This window comes from Mesorhizobium sp. M8A.F.Ca.ET.057.01.1.1, from assembly GCF_003952565.1.
Classification (GTDB): Bacteria; Pseudomonadota; Alphaproteobacteria; order Rhizobiales; family Rhizobiaceae; genus Mesorhizobium.
Genome location: NZ_CP034454.1, coordinates 3,214,136 through 3,235,156, shown reverse-complemented (window position 1 = coordinate 3,235,156; position 21,021 = coordinate 3,214,136). Strand labels below are relative to the sequence as shown.

Sequence of the window (21,021 nt, the reverse complement as noted above, 5' to 3'; positions counted from 1 at the left end):
GCTCATGCCTGCGCCACCCGAAAGCAGGCCGCCGCGTGCGTGGCGGCGCCAAGATCGGGCTTGTCGGTTAGACAAGTCTCGTACCGGACCGGGCAACGCGGCCCGAAGGCGCAGCCTTGCGGCAATCGCAGCAGCGATGGTGGTGACCCGGGAATAGCCGGCAGGCGGCGGGGTTTCGCACCGGTCAGCGGCGGGATCGAACCAAGCAATGCACGCGTATAGGGGTGTCGCGGGTCGGAAAACAGCTCCGTGCGGCTGCCGCGTTCGACGATGCGGCCCGCATACATGACCATGACCCGATCGGCGAGTTCGGAGACCACGCCCATGTCATGCGTGATGAAGACGACGGCGGATTTGTGCGTCGAGCGCAGCTTGCGCACGAGATCGAGAATTCCGGCCTGCACGGTGACGTCGAGCGCGGTGGTCGGCTCGTCCGCCACCAGCAGTGCCGGGTTGCAGGACAGCGCCATCGCGATCACCGCCCGCTGCCGCATGCCGCCGGAGAGCTGGTGCGGGTAGCGCGACATCGCTTCGCGGGGGTTGGGAAAATTCACCTCCGCCAGCAGTTCCTCCACCCGCTCCATGGCCCTGGATTTGCTGATACCGCGATGCGCGCGGATCTGCTCGGCGATCTGCCAGCCGATCGTGTAGACCGGCGTCAGCGCCGTCATCGGATCCTGGAAGATCATCGCGATCTCGTTGCCCCGCAGGCGCCTGAGTTCGCGCGCAGGCAGTCCGACCAGCTCGCGGCCCTTGTAGCGGATCGAGCCTTCGATGATCGCGTTGGGATCGGTGATCAGCCCCATCACCGCCAGCAGCGACACTGTCTTGCCGGAGCCGGACTCGCCGACGACACCGAGAATTTCGCTTTCCGCCAGATCGAAGGAAACGCCATCGATGGCCCTCACCAGGCCGTCGCCGGTCCGGAAGGACACTCTGAGGTCGCGCACCGACAGTATCATGATGTCCTCAGGCGCGGATCGAGAAGGATGTAGACGAAATCGACAACCGCGTTGGCGACCACCACGAACATGGAAGCGTACATCACCGTCGCCATGATCATCGGCAGATCCAGGTTCTGCAGCGCGTCATAGGTGAGCTTGCCGATGCCGTGCAGCCCGAATACCACCTCGGTCAGCAGGGCCGAGCCGCCCACCAGCGCGCCGAAGTCGAGGCCGAACAGGGTGACGAAGGCGATGAGCGACGTGCGCAAGGCGTGGCGCAGCAGGATACGCGTCTCCGACAGGCCCTTGGCCCGGGCGGTGCGGATATAGTCTTCCTGCATGGATTCGATGATTGCCGCGCGCAACACCCGCCCGTAGATGCCGATGTAGAGGATGGCCAGCGTGATCCAAGGTATGACGAGCGTCAGGAACCAGCCTTTCGGATCGTCGGAAAAATTCTTGTAGCCGAGCGGCGGCACCCAGGAGAACGCCCAGCTGTCGTGGTAGCGGCTCTGGGTGATCAGGTTCATCACCTCCCCCAGCCAGTAGACCGGCATGGAAATGCCGAGCAGACCCAACGCCATCAGCAGCTTGTCCAGCCAGCTGTCGCGGGTGGCGGCAGCGACGATGCCGATGGCGATGGAGACAACCACCCACAGAATCGCCGCTCCGAACACCAGCGAGAGCGTGACGGGGATCGAATCCATGACCGCCGGCACCACCTTCCAGCCACGATTGACGAAGGAGGTCAGATCGCCAGTGACGAAGATCTTCTCCATCATTTTCACATATTGCACGTAGAGCGGCCGGTCGAAGCCGAAGCTGTGGCGCACCGCCTCCAGCACCTCGGGCGAGGCATTGCGGCCGGCGATGCGCGCCGCCGGGTCGGCCCCCGGGGTCGCGAAGAAGATCAGAAAGACGATGACCGAGATGCCGAACATCACGAACAGCATCTGACCGAAACGGCGCAGGATGGCGTAGATCATCAGTCGCGCCCCAGCCGAACCTTGGAGCGCGGGTCGAGCGCATCGCGCAGACCGTCGCCGAAGACATTGAGCGCCATGACGGAAACCGCGATCGCCAGGCCCGGCACCAGCGCCACCAATGGCCTGGTGTAGAGCAGCGCCTGGCCGTCCTGGATGATGGTGCCCCAGCTCGCGGCGGGCGGCTGCACGCCGATCGAAAGGAAGGAAAGCGCCGATTCCGTCAGCATGTTCAATGCCATCATCAGCGGCACGAAGACGATCAGCGTGGTGGTGATGTTGGGCAGGATGTCGCGCCACAGAATCCGCGGCCCCGGCACCCCCAGATTGATCGCGGCGAGCACGAACTCGCTGTTGCGCAGCGACAGGACCTGCCCGCGTATCGGGCGCGCCACATAGGGTATGTAGACGATACCGATGATGATGACCGGCAGCCACAGACTGCCCGACTCGATCTCGATCGGCCCGATCGAGATGCCTTGCGCGATGGTGACGATGGAAAGCGAAATCGCCAGGAGATAGATCGGAAACGCCCAAAGCACATCCAGCAAGCGCGACAGCACCGTGTCGGTGACGCCGCCGAAATACCCCGCGATCAATCCCGCCGCCGTGCCCAGAATCAGAGTGAAGATGGTGGCCGCCCCGGAGATCAGCAGCGAGCTCAGCCCGCCATAGAGCATCCGGGCCATGACATCGCGCCCCTGGCTGTCGGCGCCAAGGAAATAATTGCCGAGCCGCCAGGTCGGCCCGAGCGGCGTGTAGCCGAGCCCGAGCCCCTCTGTCGATTGTTCCATCACCGGAACGTCGGCGCCGTCGATTTGGATGACGGCGTCGAGCGTCGAGGCGAACGGGTCGGTTCCTGCCCATTTCGCGTAGAGAGGCGCGCCGAGGCAGGCGAAGACGATGAGGAGGAACACGGCCAGGGACGCCATGGCGGCCCTGTCCGTTGCCAGCTTCGCAAACGCGACGGCCCAAGGCCCTCGCGTCTTGTGCGGCATGGCGACAGCTTCGTTCGACACGGACGTGCCCCTCCGCGGTTCGTTACTGTACCCAGGCCATTACTGTACCCAGGCCATTACTGTACCCAGGCCATTACTGTACCCAGGCCATTACTGTACCCAGGCCATTACTGTACCCAGGATTGGGTGATCATCCAGTTGAACTGCCGGTTGAACTTGAAATTGCCAACGCGTTTGCTGACGAAGTCAAGCCGCTTGGGCGTGAAGAGGCCGACGGCCGGTGCCTTGTCCGTGACTTGCCTGTCGATTTCAGCCCACAATTTGTCGGCGGCTTTCTGGTCGGTCACGCCTAGGTCCAATGCCTTCTGCATCTTGGCGTCGATATCCTTGTCACAGAAGCCGGCGATGTTGATCGAAGCGTCCGAACCCTCGCGGAACGAGGCACAGCTGAACAGGATGTTCAGGAAGTCCGAAGCCGCGGGATAGTCCTTGTACCACTGGGTAACGGACATCTGCACTTTGTTGTTGGTGTTCTGGATGTAGGTGAACTGGATGTTGGACGAGATCGGCTTGACGTCGGCGATATAGCCGATGGTGGTCAGCACGCTCTGCAGATAGACGCCGATGGACCGGGAAATGGCCGTGTCCTCGACGATAATGGTCACCTTCTGGCCCTTGGTGCCCGATTCCTGGACGAGTTGTTTTGCCTTGTCGAGGTCAGGCGCCGACCATTTGGCGCCGGGGTTCTTGGTGAAGGGGCAGTAGTCCTCGTGGCCGGGGAAATCCGGAGGCAGAACCTGGCATACCGGCGAGGCGAGCACCTTGCCGCCGAACAGCTTGACCAGCGTGTTGCGGTCGATCGCATAGGCGACGGCCTGGCGCGCCTTTTCATTGTCGAACGGCGCCAGACGATTGTTGAGCGGCGCATACCACCACGCCGAAAGCGGCGAGATGTGCAACTGGTCCATGGCCTTTGTGCCGAGTTCGCCAAGGCGATCGCTGGGCAGCGCGTCGAACATCCAGTCGGCTTCCCCATTCTGGATCGCGGTGACGGCGGCTTCCTCGGAGAGCCCGAAATCATACTGGACGACGTCAGGGTAGCCGTCGGGCTGGGCTTCCTCGCTCCACCGCTTGAAGTTGGGGTTGCGGGTCACCGTCATGCCTTTGTTGGGATCGAAGGCGGAGATCATGTAGGCGCCGGTGCTGGGGATGGGCTTGGAGCCCATGTCTTCCGCGGGCGTGTCCGCCGGCAGGACCACGGCGTGCGGCAAGGCAAGCTTGTAGAGAATCTCGGCGTCCGGCTTGGTCAGGTTGACGGTGATCGTGCCGGCCGCTTCGTCGCCGACAACGCCGCCTTCCAGCGTGCAGCTCTTGGTGTCGGCAAGGCATTTGTCGGCGCCGACGATGCCGGCATAGAAGGTTCCGGATGTCGGTCCGGAGACCTTGAAGATGCGCTGGAAGGAAGCAACGACGTCCTTGACGCCGAGATCCTTGCCGTCGGAGAACTTGATGCCCTTGCGCAGTTTGAAGGTAAACGTCTTGCCGTCATTGCTGACCTGCGGCAGCGCCTCGGCGAGATCGGGGACGATGGTGAAGCCGTCCATGCCCTCGGCCTTGCGGAAAGCGACCAGCCCGTCATAGATCGGCTGATACATTTGCCAGCCCTGGTCGGTGTAATTGATATGCGGATCGAGCGTTCCGGCCGCCGAGCGCGCCAGCAGGCGAATAGTGCCGCCTCGATGTTCCTTGAGGTACTCGGCCTGCGCCGGAGCCACCCACATGCCGGCCAGCAATGCCGCGGCCGATGCCGCCAGAAGCAGTTTCTTCATGTCGTAGTTCCCCTTTTCTCAGTTGTCGTTGTCGTCCAGGAAGTCTCCCACCACCCGCATGCATAGATCCTGCTCTTCGACATGCGGCATATGGCTGGAATGCTCGAAGACCTGCCAGCGCGATCCCTTGATGCCGTCCTTGAAGGGCTGCACGGTCGCGGGCGTGGCTTCGTCGTAACGGCCGGAGATGATCAGCGTGGGAACATCGATGGCGGGCAACCGGTCGATGATGCTCCAGCTCTTCAGCGTTCCGATGACGTGGAATTCGTTCGGACCGTTCATGACGTTGTACACGGTCGGATTGCGTACGACCTGAGCGAAGGTCTCCGCCACCTCGGGCGGGAAGGGAACGACCCGGCAGACATGCCGCTCGTAAAACACGATCGTCGCTGCCTGGTAGTCCGGATGATCCGTCGTGCCGGCCTGCTCGTGCCGGGTCAGCGTCTCCTGTACATCGCTGGGCAGGTCCGCGCGTAACCGGCTGGCCTCCTCGACCCAAAGCTTCATGGAAGCCGGCGAGTTGGCGATGGTCAGCGACTTCAGGCCCCTCGGCCGCGTCACCCCATACTCAGCGCCCAACATGCCGCCCCAGCTCTGTCCGAGCACGTGGAAGCCGCCGCGGATGCCGAGATGGTCGACGAGGTTTTCAAGTTCATCAATGAACAGCCTGGGCGTCCAAAAATCGGCGCCTCTGTCAGGCAGCAAGGTGGAATTGCCGCAGCCCAATTGGTCGTAGTGGATGACGGCACGGCCAGTTCGGGCAAGCAACTTGTAGGCATCGACGTAATTGTGGGCGGCACCTGGCCCGCCATGGAGAATAACGACCGGAGCCTTCCCGGTATCCAGCTCGCCACTGACCCGATACCAGGTTTCGTAGTCGCCGAAGCCGGCCCGACCTTGCCTGGTGACGATCTCCAGTGACATCGCGGCTCGTTGCGTGGTTGAAGACATGCTGTTCGTCACCTAGTTCGCCGCCCGGCTGGCCTGAACCCACTCTTCCAGCATCTGCACGCCGAAGGCCGTGGCGCCTTGCCGACCAAGGGGCCGATCCGCATCGGCCAGTTCCTTGCCGGCAATGTCGAGATGCACCCAGGGCCGATCCTCGGTGAAATGACGCAGGAATGCCGCGGCGTAGGGCGCGTCACCGTCTTCCATGTCCTTGGCGTGATGCCGCAGGTCCGCGAACGGCGATTGCAGTCCCTCGTCGTAAGCCCGGTCGAGTGGCAACTGCCAAAACCGCTCGCCGACCGCTTCCCCGGCCGCGATCATCCGCGAGGCGATGGCGTCGTCTGTGCTGAAGAGGCCGGCGAATACCGATCCCAGACCGCGCATTACCGAATAGGTCAAAGTGGCGAGGTCAACGATCACCGACGGATTGAAGCGCGAGGCGGTATAGTACAGGCAGTCGGCCAGGATCAGGCGTCCTTCCGCATCCGTGTCGAACACTTCAACGGTCTGGCCGGACGCTGTCGTGATGATGTCGCGTGGCTTCAGCGCGGTGCCCGACGGCATATTCTCGGCAATGCCGAGCACGCCGACCGCGTGCACCGGGCTGCCTTGCCGGGCGAGCGCGATCAGCAGGCCGACCACCGCAGCCGCGCCGCCCATATCGGCCTTCATATCGAACATCTGCTCGCCGCGCTTGATGCAGAGGCCGCCGGAGTCAAAACAGACACCCTTGCCGACGAAGGCCAGCGGCTGTGCGGGGCACCCTTGCCGCGATAGCGCAGGACCGCGACGCGCGGGGGTCGCACCGAGCCTGATCCCACAGCCAGGATCGCGTTCATGCCGAGTTCCCCGAGCCTTGCCGTATCGAGTATCTCGACGTCGATGCCGGCTTCGCGCAATGGCTCCAGATGATCGTGGAAATTGTCGGGATGGAGATGGTTCGGCGGCAGGTTGACCAGCGTGCGCGCATATTCGACGCCATCCGCGATCGCATCGATCCGTGCCAGCGCCGAATTCAGCGCCGGACCGCCGGCTCCGACCAGTTGCACCCGCAGGGTCCGATCGGCCCCCGCTCCCGCGCGCCGGTTGCGCATGTCGAAACGATAGCGCCGCAGCCGCATGCCGAGCGCCACCCGCGCCATTATTTCGGCGCCGGGCAGATCGACGCCCGCGATGGCATCCAGGATCAGGGTAGCCGCGCATTCCCCTTTGCTTTCCAGATGCGCGGCCAACAGGCCGCCGGCACGCGTCAAGGAGAGCGCGGTGACGGCCTCGGCCTTGCCAAGCGCCAGGACGATCACGCGCCGGGCCGATACCGCCTGAGGGGCGATGACATCGATGCAGGCGCCGGATTCAGCCAGCAGGGCCACATCGGAACAGGCTCGGGAGAGGATCCCGCTCATTTCGGTGTCTAGTGCCATTGCCCGCGGGCCAAAGCCTGTCTGGGCAGTCTGCAAGATCACGACGACGGAGGTTTCCGCGGAAATTTCGTCCGCCGTTTCAAAGACCGGCACTGGCGATTGAGGCATAGGCGGGCGTTCTCCTCATTGCGGGGCTTTGGCCGAAGCGCTGCTTGACGGTTGCGCAATGCTTCGCCGCCACCGGTGTAAGCCGGTCAAACCGGTCGCCGCCGTTGGTGGAATGGTGCCGAAGTTCCCGAATAGCCGTTTTCTTGAGACGACTTAGTTGCTCTTACCTCTTGGGTATCTCTGAACGGGCCAGGCGATCAAACGCCAATTTTGTCCATGTCGATTGACAAAAACTCAACTGACAATTCATGATCGGCCGATGGCCCTACCCTCACTTAACGGCATGCGCGCTTTCGAGGCCGCCGCACGCCTCGGCAGCATCAAGGATGCGGCTGAGGAGCTGCATTTGACGCCCTCGGCGATCAGCCGCCACATCCGTGCACTCGAACGCAATCTCGGCCAGGACCTGTTCGAGCGCGGCTTTCGCCAGATAACCCCGACCATCCGGGGTTCATACTATGCGCGCAGCCTCTCCGAGGCGTTCGAGGCCATCTGGCGCGCCACCGACGATGTCAGTCTCGCCGACGGCCCGAGCCACGGCAGGACCCAGCGTGTCCGGGTCCTGTGCGTGCCCGCTGTCCTGAACCTTTGGCTGGCGGACCGATTGCCGAGTTTTCGCCGGCAGCATCCGACCGTGGATCTGGAGATCTCGACATCGGGCAAGCGGGCCAATTTCGATTTGGCCATTGTCGACGAGTTCGTCTACAAGGCCGGCCCGGCGCTGACGCTGCTGATCCCGCTGGTTCTGACGCCGGTCTGTGCACCCTCGTTGCTTGAAGGGCCGATGCCGCTACTGTCGCCCGCCGATCTGGTCAACCACCACCTGATCCACGAATGCGAGACCATGCGATGGAAGCGCTGGCTGGAGCAGGAAGGCGTTTTGGACACGACGCCGAAATCCAGCACGACGCTGGATGATTGCACGCTGATCATGCGCGAGGCCATCAATGGCGCTGGAATAGCGCTTGCCGACACGATGATGGCCCAGGATCTGCTGCAGCAAGGCAAGCTGGTCGCCCCGTTCAGCGCCCGCCATACCTATCCGGCCGGCATCTACCTGCATCAGCGCCGCAGTATCGGCAACAAGCCGGGTACCGGCCTGTTTCAGGATTGGCTGCTTTCCGAAGTCGAGGACCACAAGCGGGTGATGGCCATCGCCTAGGCTGCCGCTCTTGCCGACAGAAGTTGGGAAGGCGGGTTCATCCAACCTGACGCCGTGGATCGAAAATTCGAATCGAAAGATGGGCGCTTTTCAAAAGCGGCTCACCATCACCGTCTGCCGATAATCGCGGTTCGCATTGAATATCTTTAAGGCCAAAGCCGGCAAATCGGTTGCTTGTCGGTTCCCCTGCGTCAGGCGTAACCTCTGCGGTCAACGCGTGAGGGCGCGTGCTGCAAGAAGGGGATATTGCAATGACGATACAAGGCGCATCGCCTGACCTGTATAATGAAGACCTCGCTCCCGCCAAGGTTCGAAACTGGGGACCGTTCTCGATCTTCAATGTCTGGACGTCGGACGTCCATAGCCTGTGGGGCTACTATCTCGCCGCCAGCCTGTTTCTGTTCTGCGGCGGCTTCGTCAATTTCATCATCGCCATCGGCATCGGCTCGCTGATCATCTACGCATTGATGAACATGGTCGGCTATGCCGGTGTGAAAACCGGTGTGCCCTACCCCGTGCTGGCCCGAGCCTCCTTCGGCATCTGGGGCGCCAACATTCCGGCACTGGTGCGCGCCATCGTCGCCTGCTTTTGGTACGGCGCGCAGACTGCCGCCGCCTCCGGCGCCATCGTCGCATTGCTCATCCGCTCGCAATGGTTCGCCGATTTCAACGCCAGCACGCATTTCCTCGGCCATTCCGGGCTGGAGGTGATCTGCTTCGTCGTCATCTGGGCGCTGCAACTGCTGATCATCCAGAAAGGCATGGAGACGGTGCGCCGCTTCCAGGATTGGGCAGGACCCGCCGTCTGGGTAATGATGCTGCTCCTGGCCATTTATCTCTGCGTCAAATCTGGAACCTTCGCCTTCACCAGCGACATCCCGATGGACGTGCTTCTGGAGAAGACCAAGGATGCCGGCGTGCCTGGAACGCCGGGCTCGTGGACGTCGCTGTTCGCGGTGGCCGCGATCTGGGTGACGTATTTTTCGGCGCTCTATCTCAATTTCTGCGATTTCGCCCGTTATGCGCCCGATCAGGCGGCGCTGCGCAAGGGCAATATCTGGGGCCTGCCGGTCAACCTCATCCTGTTCTCGCTGGTCGCCGGCGTCACCACCATCGCCGCCTACGACGTCTACCATGAAGTGCTGCTGCATCCCGACCAGATCTCGGCCAAGTTCGACAGCTGGTTCCTGGCTGCGCTTGCGGCCTTGACCTTCGCGGTGGCGACCTTGGGTATCAACGTGGTGGCCAACTTCGTCTCACCCGCGTTCGACTTCTCCAACGTCTTCCCGCGTCAGATCGACTTCAAGAAGGGTGGCTACATCGCCGCGCTGATCGCGCTCGTGCTCTATCCCTTCGCGCCGTGGGAAGGCAGCGCCGCCTCTTTCGTCAACATCATCGGCGCGACGATGGGGCCGATCTTCGGCGTCATGATGGTCGATTACTATCTGATCCGGAAGGGCGAGGTCGACGTCGAGGCGCTCTACCGCGAGGACGGCGAATTCCGCTTCCAGGGCGGCTGGCACGTCAATGCCTTCATCGCCGCCGGCATCGGCGCCGTATTCTCCTCGATCCTGCCGAACTTCACCAACTGGCTGCCGTCCTGGTGGGGCGTCTATGGCTGGTTCTTCGGCGTGGCGATCGCCGGCGTCATCTACTACGTGCTCCGCACCGCGGCCGTGGGCGCCGGTGCCAAGACGGCGAAGGCTTGAGCGCCGACTACCCTTCTCCCTTGTGGGAGAAGGTGGCCTCGCGAAGCGAGGTCGGATGAGGGGTGTCCCAGGGAACGCCGACGTCTCACTCCGCTGGAACACCCCTCATCTGTCTCGGCGCTATCGCGCCGATCCACCTTCCCCCACAAAGGGGGAAGGAGAGCTATCCGCCGACCATTTCAGCCAGCTTGCGCACCGTATTCCAGTTACGCGAGGTGCCAACGCCGAGGCGCTTGTGATTGGTGGCCGCGAGCAGGCGCGAACTTGGCCTCTCGCGCGAAAACACAAGCCATATGTCGCCACCGACCAGAAGCACCTTTTCGTCCCCGGCGGCACGGGTCTGAAGACCCGATATGGCATCTTCGGCTACAGGTTTGCGCATTACGCGCACCGCGACCTGGTCGCCGGCTTCCACCGATTCAGCCGGGAATGGATTGCTGGCTGCGAGTGTCAGCCAATCGCTGGCGCTGCGGACAATGATGTCGACGTGGCGGCCAAAGGCCTTTTCGAAGGCGACCTCCAGGCGTGTCTCAAGCGTGGCGATCGAAATCTTTTCACTCTCGAACACCAGGTTGCCGGTCGCCACCAAGGTGCGGACATTTTTCAGGCCGATGCCTTCCGCCATCGCCTTGAGGTCGGACATGACGACCCGCCGCCCCTCTCCCAGGATGATGCTGTAGAGGAGCGCGACATAAGTCCGCATGGAATCAGTCAGACCAGCCGGCTCTGCTCCACCGCCGCCTCGATGAAGCTGGCGAACAGCGGATGCGGATCGAGCGGCCGGCTCTTCAGCTCGGGGTGATACTGTACGCCGATGAACCAGGGATGGTCAGGATACTCGACCGTCTCCGGCAGCACGCCGTCAGGCGACATGCCGGCAAAGACCAGCCCGCAATCCTCCAGGCGCTGCTTGTAATCGATATTGACCTCGTAGCGGTGCCGGTGACGTTCGGAAATCTGGGTGTCGCCATAGATATCGGCGATCTTCGAGCCCTTGGCCAGCTCGGCCTGATAGGCGCCGAGCCGCATGGTGCCGCCGAGATCGCCGGTCGCCCGGCGCTTTTCCAGCATGTTGCCCTTCAGCCATTCGGTCATCAAGCCGACGACCGGTTCCTTGCTCGGGCCGAACTCGGTCGACGAGGCATGTTCGACGCCGGCCAGGGATCGCGCCGCCTCGATGCAGGCCATCTGCATGCCGAAGCAGATGCCGAAATACGGCACCTTGCGCTCACGCGCGAATTTCGCCGCAAGGATCTTGCCCTCCGAGCCGCGTTCGCCGAAGCCCCCGGGCACCAGGATACCGTGCACCTTCTCCAGCCAAGGCGCCGGGTCCTCCTTTTCGAAGATTTCCGATTCGATCCAGTCGAGCTTGACCTTGACGTGGTTGGCCAGCCCGCCATGCGAGAGTGCCTCGATCAGCGATTTGTAGGCATCCTTGAGGCCGGTATACTTGCCGACGATGGCGATGGTGACCTCGCCCTCCGGATTGTGGATGCGGTTGGACACAGCCTGCCATGGTTCCATGCGCGGCTTGGGTGCCGGGTCGATGCCGAAGGCCGCCAGCACTTCCGAATCGAGACCTTCCTTGTGGTAGGCCATCGGCACGTCGTAGATGTGTGGCACGTCAAGCGCTTGGATGACGGCGCTCTCCCTGACATTGCAGAACAGCGACAGCTTGCGGCGCTCTTCCTTGGGAATGGCGCGGTCGGCGCGCACCAGAAGAATGTCGGGCGCAATGCCAATGCCGCGCAATTCCTTGACCGAATGCTGGGTCGGCTTGGTCTTCAGCTCACCTGCTGTCGGGATATAGGGCATCAAGGTCAGATGCACGTAGACGGCATTGTTGCGCGGCAGATCGTTGCCGAGCTGGCGGATTGCCTCGAGAAACGGCATCGCCTCGATGTCGCCGACCGTGCCGCCGATCTCGCACAGCACGAAATCATAGTCGTCATTGCCGTCGAGGACGAAGTTCTTGATCTCGTCGGTAACGTGCGGGATGACCTGCACGGTCGCGCCGAGATAGTCGCCACGCCGCTCGCGCTCGATGATGTTCTTGTAGATGCGCCCGGTCGTGATGTTGTCCTGCTGATTGGCGGAACGGCCGGTGAAGCGCTCGTAATGACCAAGATCGAGATCGGTCTCGGCACCGTCATCGGTGACGAACACCTCGCCATGCTGGTACGGCGACATCGTGCCGGGGTCGACATTGAGGTAGGGATCGAGTTTTTTGATGCGTGCGCGATAGCCTCGCGCCTGCAGGAGAGCCCCAAGGGCCGCTGCGGCAATGCCTTTTCCAAGTGAGGAAACCACGCCGCCTGTGATGAATACATATCGCGCCATGGGAGTCATCGCTTAACGCGGCCGGATTGATTCCGCCAGAGAAAAAACCGCCGCGAAGGCTTTTCCCAAGAAGGCGCTCGGACCATGATCCCTAAAATGGAATCCGGTTTTTCGGACAGGATCCCGACCAAAACGGGTTTTGATCGGGACCTTTCGTCCGGAATTGGCGTAAAAACAAAGACTTAGAGCAGGTCGGCGATTCTATCAAACGGTGAACCGCTCCAAGCAAAACAAAAGGGCCGGCTGAGCCGGCCCTTTCGGCATGATGATGGAAACGTCAGATGATGACGACTTTGGTGCCGACCCGGACGCGGCTGTAGAGGTCCATGACGTGCTCGTTCATCATACGGAAGCAGCCATTGGAGGCGCTGGTGCCGATAGACTGCGGCGCGATGGTGCCGTGAATACGCAGATGCGTGTCCTTCTTGCCGTCATAGAGATAGATGGCGCGGGCACCGAGCGGATTCTGTCCGCCGCCGGCCATGCCGTCCTTGTACTGGCCGTAGTGCTTTGGCTCGCGCTTCTGCATGTCGAGGGTCGGGATCCAGCGCGGCCATTCCTGCTTGTCGCCGACCGCGACCGTGCCCTTGAACTGCAGCCCTTCGCGGCCGACCGCGATGGCGTAGCGACGCGCGGTTGTGGACGATTCGACGAGATAGAGCCGGCGGGCGCTGGTGTCGATGACGATCGTGCCGGCATCATAGCCCGTGAATTCCACGTCCTGAGGCACGAATTCCGGCTTCACCTTGAACGGCTTCTTGGCGTTCCTCTGGGCAAGTGCCGAATCGAGCGCGCGGGTCTCGGGCAGATAGCTGATCGATGAGCCCGATGAGGTTCCACCGAACAGGCCGGCGAACAGGCCGCCGCTCGACTGCTTCTGGCCGCCGACGACCTCGCTGCGCAGTTCGCCATTGTTGCCGGTCAAAGCGACATTCATCGCTTCGGCGGGGATAGGCTCTGCTGACTGGATCGGCGTGACGGGTTCAATCGGTTCGATGATCTTGGTGGTCTTCTTGGCTGGCTTGGCCTCGGCCACTTCAGCCGACGGTGCGCTTTTGCCCTTCTGGGCCAGGAAGGCCTGCCGTGCGGCATCGGCCTTGGCTTTCGCCGCTTCGCGCATCGCCAGCTTCCTGGCCTCGAGCGCCTTGGCCTTGGCGTTCTCCTTGTCGGCAACGATCTTGGCCTCGATCTTCTTGATTTGGGCAAGATCGTCCGGCGTCGGGTTTTTCTTCTTCTTGAGAAGCTTCAACTGCGTCGCATCGCTTTTGGCCGCGACGGGGATGGCGTCGGTTTTTTCAAGCGACACCGGCTGTTGTGCGGCCATGTTTGCCGGCATGGCGGCGAAGGCCGGGGAACTCATGCCGATTGCGGCGCAAAGTCCCAGGAAAATGAAGCTGCGAAGCTGCATGGCGAAGATCCGATCGTTCAATGCTTCCCACGGCGTCGCCCAGCGTCCCCCAAGGACGCCGAAAATGCCGCGTGCAATCTATAGTCGAATAAGCGCGGATGCCTCAAGCGCGAGACCGCACTGCTGCCCGTGGAATCTTCGTGATCGCGCAGCATTTGCCGCGACTGTGTTCAAACGATCACAGATCGCGGTTTGGAAACGTCGAGGTTTACTGGTTCGGAACCTGGGGCGCCGCCGGCGCCGTGTTGGTGGTTCCATTGGTGGCCGGCGGCGTTGAGCCTGCGGCGGGGGCAGTGGCCGGGGCCGTTGCCGGAGGCTTTGCGGCGGCGTCGTTTCCGGATGGCGGCGTCGGCGTGGTGGTGCCGGCGGGAGCCGGGGTGGTGGTGCCAGGCAGTTGGTTGAGCACGCCCTTGCCGGCGCCGTCCGAGGTCACGGGAACCCGGTCGAGAATGTCGATCGGCTTCTCGCCGTAGCGGGCAATGATCGACAAGGTCAGCGACGTCACAAAGAACGCTGCCGCCAGGATCGCCGTCGCCCGGGTCAATGCGTTGGCCGCGCCGCGCGCCGTCATGAAGCCCGATCCGCCACCAATGCCCAGGCCGCCGCCTTCGGAACGCTGCAGCAGCACCACGCCGACAAGGGCGAGCACGACCATGAGATGGATGACGATCAGTACGGTTTGCATAGTTTATCCTGGCAAGGCCTTGCCCGGCCGCGGACACGACCGGTGAATTGGAGGCGGCTCAATACAATGCTTTCACGGCATTTCCAAGCCCGTGGCCGGAATATGGGAAGCAACGCGCCCTTTGCAACGAATTCGGACGGGATGGGACCCGCCCATCGTCATGGATCTCAGCCTGCAATGCTGCGATAGGCTTCGGCGATACCCAGGAAATCAGCCGCTTTCAGGCTGGCGCCGCCGACCAGCGCGCCATCGACGTTCCTGACGCCCAGCAGTTCGACCGCGTTGGACGGCTTGACCGAGCCGCCATAGAGAATGCGCATCCTGGCAGCGGCGGTCCCCAGCTTTTCCGACAGCTTTTCGCGGATATGCGCATGCGCCTCGGCCACATCGGCCGCCGTTGGCGTCAGGCCGGTGCCGATCGCCCACACCGGCTCGTAGGCGATAATGGTATTGGACGGCGTGGCGCTCGGCGGCACCGAGCCTTCGACCTGGCGCGACAGCACATCCAGCGTGGCGCCCGCTTCACGCTGCTGCTGCGTCTCGCCGATGCAAACGATGGCCACCAGTCCGGCACGCCAGGCCGCGGTGGCCTTGGCTTGGACCGTCGCATCGTCCTCGCCGCGTTGTTCGCGGCATTCGGAGTGACCGACGATGACATGGCTCGCGCCCGCGTCCTTCAGCATCTCCGCCGAGATGCAGCCGGTATAGGCGCCGCTTTCCTTGGGGTGGCAGTCCTCGCCGCCGGCATGGACAGGCGTGCGCGACAGGATCTCCGCCGCATGGGAAAGCAACGTCGCGGGAACACAGACCAGTGCTTCGGTCTCGGCGTCGAGCCCGCTCATGAAACCGTTGCCGATCATCCTGAGTTCGTTGAGCGAGGCGCTGGTGCCGTTCATTTTCCAGTTGCCGGCGACAAGCGGGCGAATTCCTGGCGTCATGGTGTGCTTCTCCGGGCGATATCAGGCTCTGGCCCTCACTACCAAAATCAGGCCACAAAGCAATCGACAGTGGACCGGAAGGGCGCTATTGCGCTTGTTTCAGACTCGGCGCATGCGAAAATGCGCATAAATCGGAAGTAACCATGCTTGGTATATTGAGAAGCGCGGCGGGTACCTGGGTCGCGAAGACGCTGCTTTCGCTGCTGGTGGTCAGTTTCGCTGCCTGGGGCATCTCCGGAAAGCTCATGGGCGGCTTTGCGGGCCACGATTCGGTGATAACCGCTGGTGGAACCAAGGTATCGATCAACGAATACCGCCTTGCCTATGACCGCCAGCTCGCCGTCATGTCGCAGCAGTTCGGTCAGCGCCTCACTCATGAACAGGCAAAGGCGCTCGGCATCGACAATCAGGTGCTGGCGCAACTCGTCTCCGGTGCCGTTCTCGACGAACAGGCACGCAAGCTGGGCCTCGGCCTCTCCAAGGACCGGCTGGCCGAACTCACCCGCGAAGATCCGGCGTTCAAGGGCCCTGGCGGTCAGTTCGACCGACGGACATTCGACTACATGCTCCACCAGGTCGGCATGCGGCCCGAGGATTACCTGAAGAACCGCGCCCAGGTGGCGGTGCGCCAGCAGATCGTCGAGGCTGTCTCGGACGGCCTCAAGGCGCCGGACACGTTCTTCAAGGCAGTCGCGCTCTACCGCGGTGAAGACCGCACCGTCGACTACCTGACATTGCCAAAGACGCTGGTCGAGCCAATCGAGGCGCCGAGCGACAGCGTGCTCCAGGCCTATTTCGAGGCGAACAAGAAAACCTACGCCGCACCTGAATACCGCAAATTCTCCTATGTTCGCCTGGAACCGGTGGACATCATGGATCCGACCGCGGTCACCGACCAGCAGGTCAGTGACGACTACAACAAGAACAAGGCGCGCTACACCACGCCCGAAATGCGCACCATCGAGCAGCTTGTGTTCAAGACGCCGGATGCCGCCAAGGCAGCGCTCGATTCGCTCAAGGCCGGCGCCACCTTCGACAAGCTGGTGACCGCCGAAGGCAAGACCCCGGCCGATATCCTGCTTGGTACGCTTGCCAAGGACAAGATCGCCGACAAGGCGGTTGCCGATGCCGCCTTCGCGCTTAACGCCAATGAAGTCAGCCAGGTCGTTCAGGGCACCTTCGGTCCGGTGCTGCTGCGCGTGACTGAGATCAAGCCGGAGGTGGTGAAGCCGCTCGCCGAAGTGTCCGACCAGATTCGCAAGGACCTGGCGCTGGGTGAGGCAAGCCGCATCCTTTTGGATGTGCACGACAATTATGAGGACACCCGTGCATCGGGCAGTTCGCTGGCCGACGCGGCCGCCAAATTGAAGCTTAAGGACATCACTGTCGACGCCATCGATCGCAATGGCCTGAGGCCCGATGGCTCCATCGTCAAGGACCTGCCGGAATCGCCGTCGCTGATCAAGGCCGTCTTTGATGCCGAACCCAACACCGAAAACGAAGCGCTGACCACGGCGGACAACGGCTTCGTCTTCTATGAGGTTGGTTCGATCACACCGGCTCGCGACCGCACTCTTGATGAGGTGCGCCAGAAGGTGGTCGCCGACTGGACGGCAGCCGAGACCACCAAGCGGCTAGCCGCCAAGGCGGACGAACTCGAGAAGCGGCTCAAGGCCGGCGCCACGCTCGATGTCATCGCCAGTGAACTCAAGCTGGAAAAGCAGACCAAGCGCGGTTTGAAGCGCGAGGCCGATGATGCCGATTTCGGCAAGGAGGGCGCCGCCGGGATGTTCGGCGTCGGCGAAGGCGGCAGCGGCTTGATCCCCTCGCCCACCGGCGACGGCCAGATCCTGTTCAAGGTCGCCGAAGTGTTCGAACCGGCAGGCGCCGACGCCAGCTCGGTGCCGGACGACGCGCAGAAATCATTCACCTCCGGCATGTCCGACGACCTGCTCGACCAATTGGTGGCGCAGTTGCAGACGCAATACGATGTCCGCATCGACCAGGCCGCCGTTGCCCAAGCCTCGACAAGATGAGCGCGCTGAAAACCCATATCGCCAAGGTCGCGACCGGCACCGCCCTGTCCTTCGAGGAGGCGTGCGAGGCCTTCGACATCATCATGTCGGGCGATGCGACCCCAGGGCAGATCGGCGGCTTCCTGATGGCGCTGCGCGTGCGCGGCGAGACGGTCAGCGAAATTTCAGGTGCTGTCGCCACGATGCGTGCCAAGATGCTTCGCGTCGATGCCCCTGACGGCGCCATCGACATCGTCGGCACCGGCGGCGACAATTCGCACTCGGTCAACATCTCGACGGGATCAGCCTTCGTCATTGCGGCCAGTGGCGTGCCGGTCGCCAAGCACGGCAATCGCGGCCTGTCCTCGCTGACCGGTGCGGCCGATGTCCTGATCGCGCTCGGCGTCAAGATCGACCTCTCGCCCGAGTTCATCGGCCGTTGCATTCGCGAGGCGGGCGTCGGCTTCATGTTCGCGCCCGCGCACCATCCGGCGATGAAACATGTCGGCCCGACACGCGTCGAACTCGGCACCCGCACCATCTTCAACCTCCTCGGCCCGCTGTCCAATCCGGCGGGGTGAAGCGGCAGATGGTTGGCGTGTTCCTGCCGGAATGGATCATGCCGGTGGCCGAGACGCTGAAGGCGCTCGGCACCGAGCATGCCTGGGTCGCCCATGGCGACGGCTATGACGAGATCACCACCACCGGGCAAACGCAGGTTGCCGAACTGGTTGGCGGCGAGATACGCAGCTTTACGCTGACCCCTGAAGAGGTTGGACTGAAGCGCCACACCAAGGACGAGCTGCGCGGTGGTGACGCCGCCTACAACGCCAAGGCGTTGCGCGATATGCTGGGCGGCGCAGCCGGCGCCTACCGCGACACGGTGCTGATGAACGCCGGCGCCGGACTGGTGATTGCGGGCAAGGCGGCGACGCTTGGTGACGGCATCGCCATCGCCGCGCAGGCGATCGACAGCGGCCGGGCGCTGCAGGTGCTCGACCGGCTGGTCGAAATTTCGAACGGGTGAACCGTGTCTGACATTCTGCGCAAGATCGAAGCCTACAAGCGCGACGAGATCGCCGCCGCCAAGGCACGCGTACCGATCGCAGAGATCAAGGCGCGCGCAAAAGACGCCGACGCACCGCGCGGCTTTCTGGCGGCGCTCGACGCGAAACGCAGATCCGGCGATTTCGCCCTGATCGCTGAAATCAAGAAGGCAAGCCCCTCCAAAGGGCTGATCCGTGCGGACTTCGATCCGCCGGCATTGGCGAAGGCCTATGAAAAAGGCGGCGCCGCCTGCCTTTCCGTACTGACGGACGGGCCGTCCTTTCAGGGCGCGCCGGAATTCCTCACCAGGGCAAGGGCAGCCGTCGCCCTCCCCGCGCTACGCAAGGATTTCCTGTTCGATTCCTACCAGGTCCATGAAGCCCGCGCCTGGGGAGCGGACGCCATCCTGATCATCATGGCCAGCGTTGACGACGCCCTGGCACATGAGTTGGAAACGACCGCGTTCGAACTCGGCATGGATGCGCTGATCGAGGTGCACGACGAGGCCGAGACGGAGCGCGCGTTGAAATTGTCGTCGCGGCTGATCGGCATCAATAACCGCAATCTGAGAACGTTCGAGACCAGCCTCGAGACCTCCGAACGGCTGGTGGCGATGGTACCCGCCGATCGCCTGCTGGTCAGTGAGAGCGGCATCTTCACCCATGACGATTGCCTCAGGATGCGGAAGAGCGGCATCGGCACCTTCCTCGTGGGCGAAAGCCTGATGCGGCAACAGGACGTCGCCGCGGCGACGCGCTTGCTCCTGACGGGCAAGGCAGTAGCCGAGGCAATCTGATCGTGGCGGCCAACCTCACGCACCTTGGCGCGCAGGGCGAGGCCAACATGGTCGATGTCGGCGACAAGGAAGAGACGACGCGCACCGCGATCGCCGAAGGCTTCGTCTCCATGCAGCCCGAGACATTGAAGACCATTCTCGCCGGCAACGCCAAGAAAGGTGACGTGCTTGGCACAGCGCGCATCGCCGGCATCATGGCGGCCAAGAAGACGCATGAGTTGATCCCGCTCTGCCACCCTCTGCTGCTGACCAAGGTTTCCGTCGACATCGAGCCAGACCATGCTCTGCCCGGCCTCAGGGTCACGGCACTGGCGCGCGTCACCGGCAAGACCGGCGTCGAGATGGAAGCATTGACCGCCGCGTCCGTGGCCTGCCTGACCATCTACGACATGGCCAAGGCGGTGGACCGGGCCATGGTCATCTCAGGTATCCGGCTGGTCGAAAAGACCGGCGGCAAGTCCGGCGACTACAAGGCAGGTGCCTGATGACGCTGGTTCCGGTTGCCGAGGCGCTCGAACGCCTGCTCGATGGTGCCGTGTCGCTGGCCGGCGAAAGCGTCCCTCTCATCGAGGCTGTCGATCGTGTGCTGGCGGAACCTGTGGTGGCGCTTCGCACCCAGCCGCCGTTCAACGCTTCTGCCATGGACGGCTATGCGGTGCGAGCCGCCGACGTGGCGTCGGTGCCGTCGAAACTTTCGGTGATCGGCATGGCGCCGGCAGGGCGTGGCTTTGACGGCACGGTCGGCCGGGCACAGGCCGTGCGCATCTTCACCGGCGCACCGCTGCCTGATGGCGCCGATACAATCGTCATCCAGGAGAATGTCAGAGATCTCGGCGGTGGCAACATCGAAGTGTTCGAGCCCACCACCGAGTGGCGTCACATCCGCCGCGTCGGCCTCGATTTTTCTAAAGGCGACGTGCTGCTGGAAAAGGGACGCGTCCTCGACCCTGCGGCATTGTCGCTAGCGGCATCGGCCAACCATCCGCGAGTGAGCGTGGTGAAACGGCCGCTGGTCGCCATCATCGCCACCGGTGACGAGCTGTTGCCGCCCGGCAGCGAACTCGGGCCGGACCAGATCATCTCGTCCAACGCTTATGGCGTCGCCGCGGCAGCACAGTCGGTCGGTGCGCGCGCGCTCGATCTCGGTATCGCCGCTGACCGCATGGACGCCATCGCCGCCCTGGTCAGGAAAGCGGTGGCCGCCGGCGCCGATGTTATCGTCACTCTGGGCGGTGCCTCGGTGGGCGACCATGACCTTATCCATGACGTGCTGACCTGCGAAGGCATGACCCTCGGCTTCTGGAAGATCGCCATGCGTCCTGGCAAGCCGCTGATGTTCGGACGCCTCGGCGATGTCAGATGCATCGGCCTGCCCGGCAATCCGGTGGCAAGCCTGGTCTGCTCGCAATTGTTCCTGAAGCCGCTTCTGGCGAGGCTCGGCGGTCGCCATCATCATCAGGATATCCGCCAAGCGCGGCTGGGCGCCGCAATGGCGGCCAACGATCTGCGCCAGGATTATGTGCGGGCGGTGGTCCAAGAAGACCGCGGCGAACTGGTGGCAATGCCGTTCGGCATCCAGGATTCTTCGATGCTGAGGATGCTTGCCGATGCCAACGGATTGGTCGTGCGCGCGCCTTTTGCTCCCGCATCTGTTGCTGGAGACGCTTGCAGCGTTCTGATGTTGCGTTGAAGAATTATCTCATAAATAGCTGATAACAGGACAAAATGA

General features: G+C 62.9%; 16 protein-coding genes and 2 pseudogenes. 7 read left to right on the top strand and 11 right to left on the bottom strand.

Features of this window, described 5'->3' with window-relative positions; translation table 11 throughout:
* Positions 1-2: 2 nt before the first annotated feature.
* The 6 genes and pseudogenes from EJ077_RS15090 to EJ077_RS15065 all read right to left on the bottom strand — a co-directional run bounded on the left by EJ077_RS15090 (position 3) and on the right by EJ077_RS15065 (position 7,066).
* On the bottom strand, positions 3-962 hold the full coding sequence (locus EJ077_RS15090) for an ABC transporter ATP-binding protein (protein WP_208702804.1): 960 nt from the start codon (positions 960-962) through the stop codon (positions 3-5).
* On the bottom strand, positions 959-1,930 hold the full coding sequence (locus EJ077_RS15085) for an ABC transporter permease (protein WP_208702803.1): 972 nt from the start codon (positions 1,928-1,930) through the stop codon (positions 959-961). Before EJ077_RS15085 ends, EJ077_RS15090 begins: the two co-directional genes overlap by 4 nt.
* On the bottom strand, positions 1,930-2,946 hold the full coding sequence (locus tag EJ077_RS15080; RefSeq protein ID WP_208702802.1) for an ABC transporter permease: 1,017 nt from the start codon (positions 2,944-2,946) through the stop codon (positions 1,930-1,932). Before EJ077_RS15080 ends, EJ077_RS15085 begins: the two co-directional genes overlap by 1 nt.
* A gap of 107 nt (positions 2,947-3,053) precedes the next feature.
* Complete coding sequence (locus EJ077_RS15075) at positions 3,054-4,715, bottom strand: ABC transporter substrate-binding protein (RefSeq protein ID WP_208702801.1); 1,662 nt, start codon at positions 4,713-4,715, stop codon at positions 3,054-3,056.
* An 18-nt stretch (positions 4,716-4,733) separates the two neighbouring features.
* Complete coding sequence (locus EJ077_RS15070; protein WP_208703002.1) at positions 4,734-5,639, bottom strand: proline iminopeptidase-family hydrolase; 906 nt, start codon at positions 5,637-5,639, stop codon at positions 4,734-4,736.
* A 39-nt stretch (positions 5,640-5,678) separates the two neighbouring features.
* Positions 5,679-7,066: pseudogene (locus EJ077_RS15065) on the bottom strand (leucyl aminopeptidase).
* Between the two features lie 385 nt (positions 7,067-7,451).
* Between EJ077_RS15065 and EJ077_RS15060 the strand changes: the two are divergent.
* A complete protein-coding gene (locus tag EJ077_RS15060) occupies positions 7,452-8,354 on the top strand; it encodes a LysR substrate-binding domain-containing protein (protein WP_208702800.1) in 903 nt (300 codons plus the stop codon).
* Positions 8,355-8,605: 251 nt separating this feature from the next.
* On the top strand, positions 8,606-10,063 hold the full coding sequence (locus tag EJ077_RS15055; RefSeq protein ID WP_208702799.1) for an NCS1 family nucleobase:cation symporter-1: 1,458 nt from the start codon (positions 8,606-8,608) through the stop codon (positions 10,061-10,063).
* A gap of 163 nt (positions 10,064-10,226) precedes the next feature.
* Here EJ077_RS15055 and EJ077_RS15050 read toward each other — a convergent pair whose 3' ends face one another.
* The 5 genes from EJ077_RS15050 to tpiA all read right to left on the bottom strand — a co-directional run bounded on the left by EJ077_RS15050 (position 10,227) and on the right by tpiA (position 15,434).
* Positions 10,227-10,766, bottom strand: coding sequence for a DUF1697 domain-containing protein (locus tag EJ077_RS15050; protein WP_208702798.1), 540 nt, complete (start codon positions 10,764-10,766; stop codon positions 10,227-10,229).
* Positions 10,767-10,774: 8 nt separating this feature from the next.
* Positions 10,775-12,412, bottom strand: coding sequence for a CTP synthase (locus EJ077_RS15045; protein WP_281040207.1), 1,638 nt, complete (start codon positions 12,410-12,412; stop codon positions 10,775-10,777).
* Between the two features lie 268 nt (positions 12,413-12,680).
* The gene (locus tag EJ077_RS15040) at positions 12,681-13,811 is read right to left on the bottom strand and encodes a L,D-transpeptidase (RefSeq protein ID WP_208702796.1); all 1,131 of its coding nucleotides are present in this window, start codon (positions 13,809-13,811) and stop codon (positions 12,681-12,683) included.
* A 208-nt stretch (positions 13,812-14,019) separates the two neighbouring features.
* Positions 14,020-14,496 (bottom strand): preprotein translocase subunit SecG, encoded by a 477-nt coding sequence (gene secG, locus EJ077_RS15035; RefSeq protein ID WP_127280483.1) that lies wholly within the window; start codon positions 14,494-14,496, stop codon positions 14,020-14,022.
* A gap of 167 nt (positions 14,497-14,663) precedes the next feature.
* On the bottom strand, positions 14,664-15,434 hold the full coding sequence (gene tpiA / locus EJ077_RS15030; RefSeq protein WP_208702795.1) for a triose-phosphate isomerase: 771 nt from the start codon (positions 15,432-15,434) through the stop codon (positions 14,664-14,666).
* Positions 15,435-15,577: 143 nt separating this feature from the next.
* On the opposite strand from tpiA, the gene EJ077_RS15025 reads away from it, so the two are divergent.
* The 5 genes and pseudogenes from EJ077_RS15025 (at position 15,578) to glp (ending at position 20,982) form a co-directional block, all read left to right on the top strand.
* A complete protein-coding gene (locus tag EJ077_RS15025) occupies positions 15,578-17,470 on the top strand; it encodes a SurA N-terminal domain-containing protein (protein ID WP_208702794.1) in 1,893 nt (630 codons plus the stop codon).
* A pseudogene (gene trpD, locus EJ077_RS15020) lies at positions 17,467-18,476 on the top strand (anthranilate phosphoribosyltransferase). The gene EJ077_RS15025 and the pseudogene trpD overlap by 4 nt, the downstream one beginning before the upstream one ends.
* A gap of 3 nt (positions 18,477-18,479) precedes the next feature.
* Positions 18,480-19,292 (top strand): indole-3-glycerol phosphate synthase TrpC, encoded by an 813-nt coding sequence (gene trpC, locus EJ077_RS15015; RefSeq protein WP_208702793.1) that lies wholly within the window; start codon positions 18,480-18,482, stop codon positions 19,290-19,292.
* 2 nt (positions 19,293-19,294) lie between these two features.
* The gene (gene moaC, locus EJ077_RS15010; protein WP_208702792.1) at positions 19,295-19,777 is read left to right on the top strand and encodes a cyclic pyranopterin monophosphate synthase MoaC; all 483 of its coding nucleotides are present in this window, start codon (positions 19,295-19,297) and stop codon (positions 19,775-19,777) included.
* Positions 19,777-20,982 (top strand): gephyrin-like molybdotransferase Glp, encoded by a 1,206-nt coding sequence (glp, locus tag EJ077_RS15005; protein WP_208702791.1) that lies wholly within the window; start codon positions 19,777-19,779, stop codon positions 20,980-20,982. Before moaC ends, glp begins: the two co-directional genes overlap by 1 nt.
* The last annotated feature ends 39 nt before the right edge of the window (positions 20,983-21,021 follow it).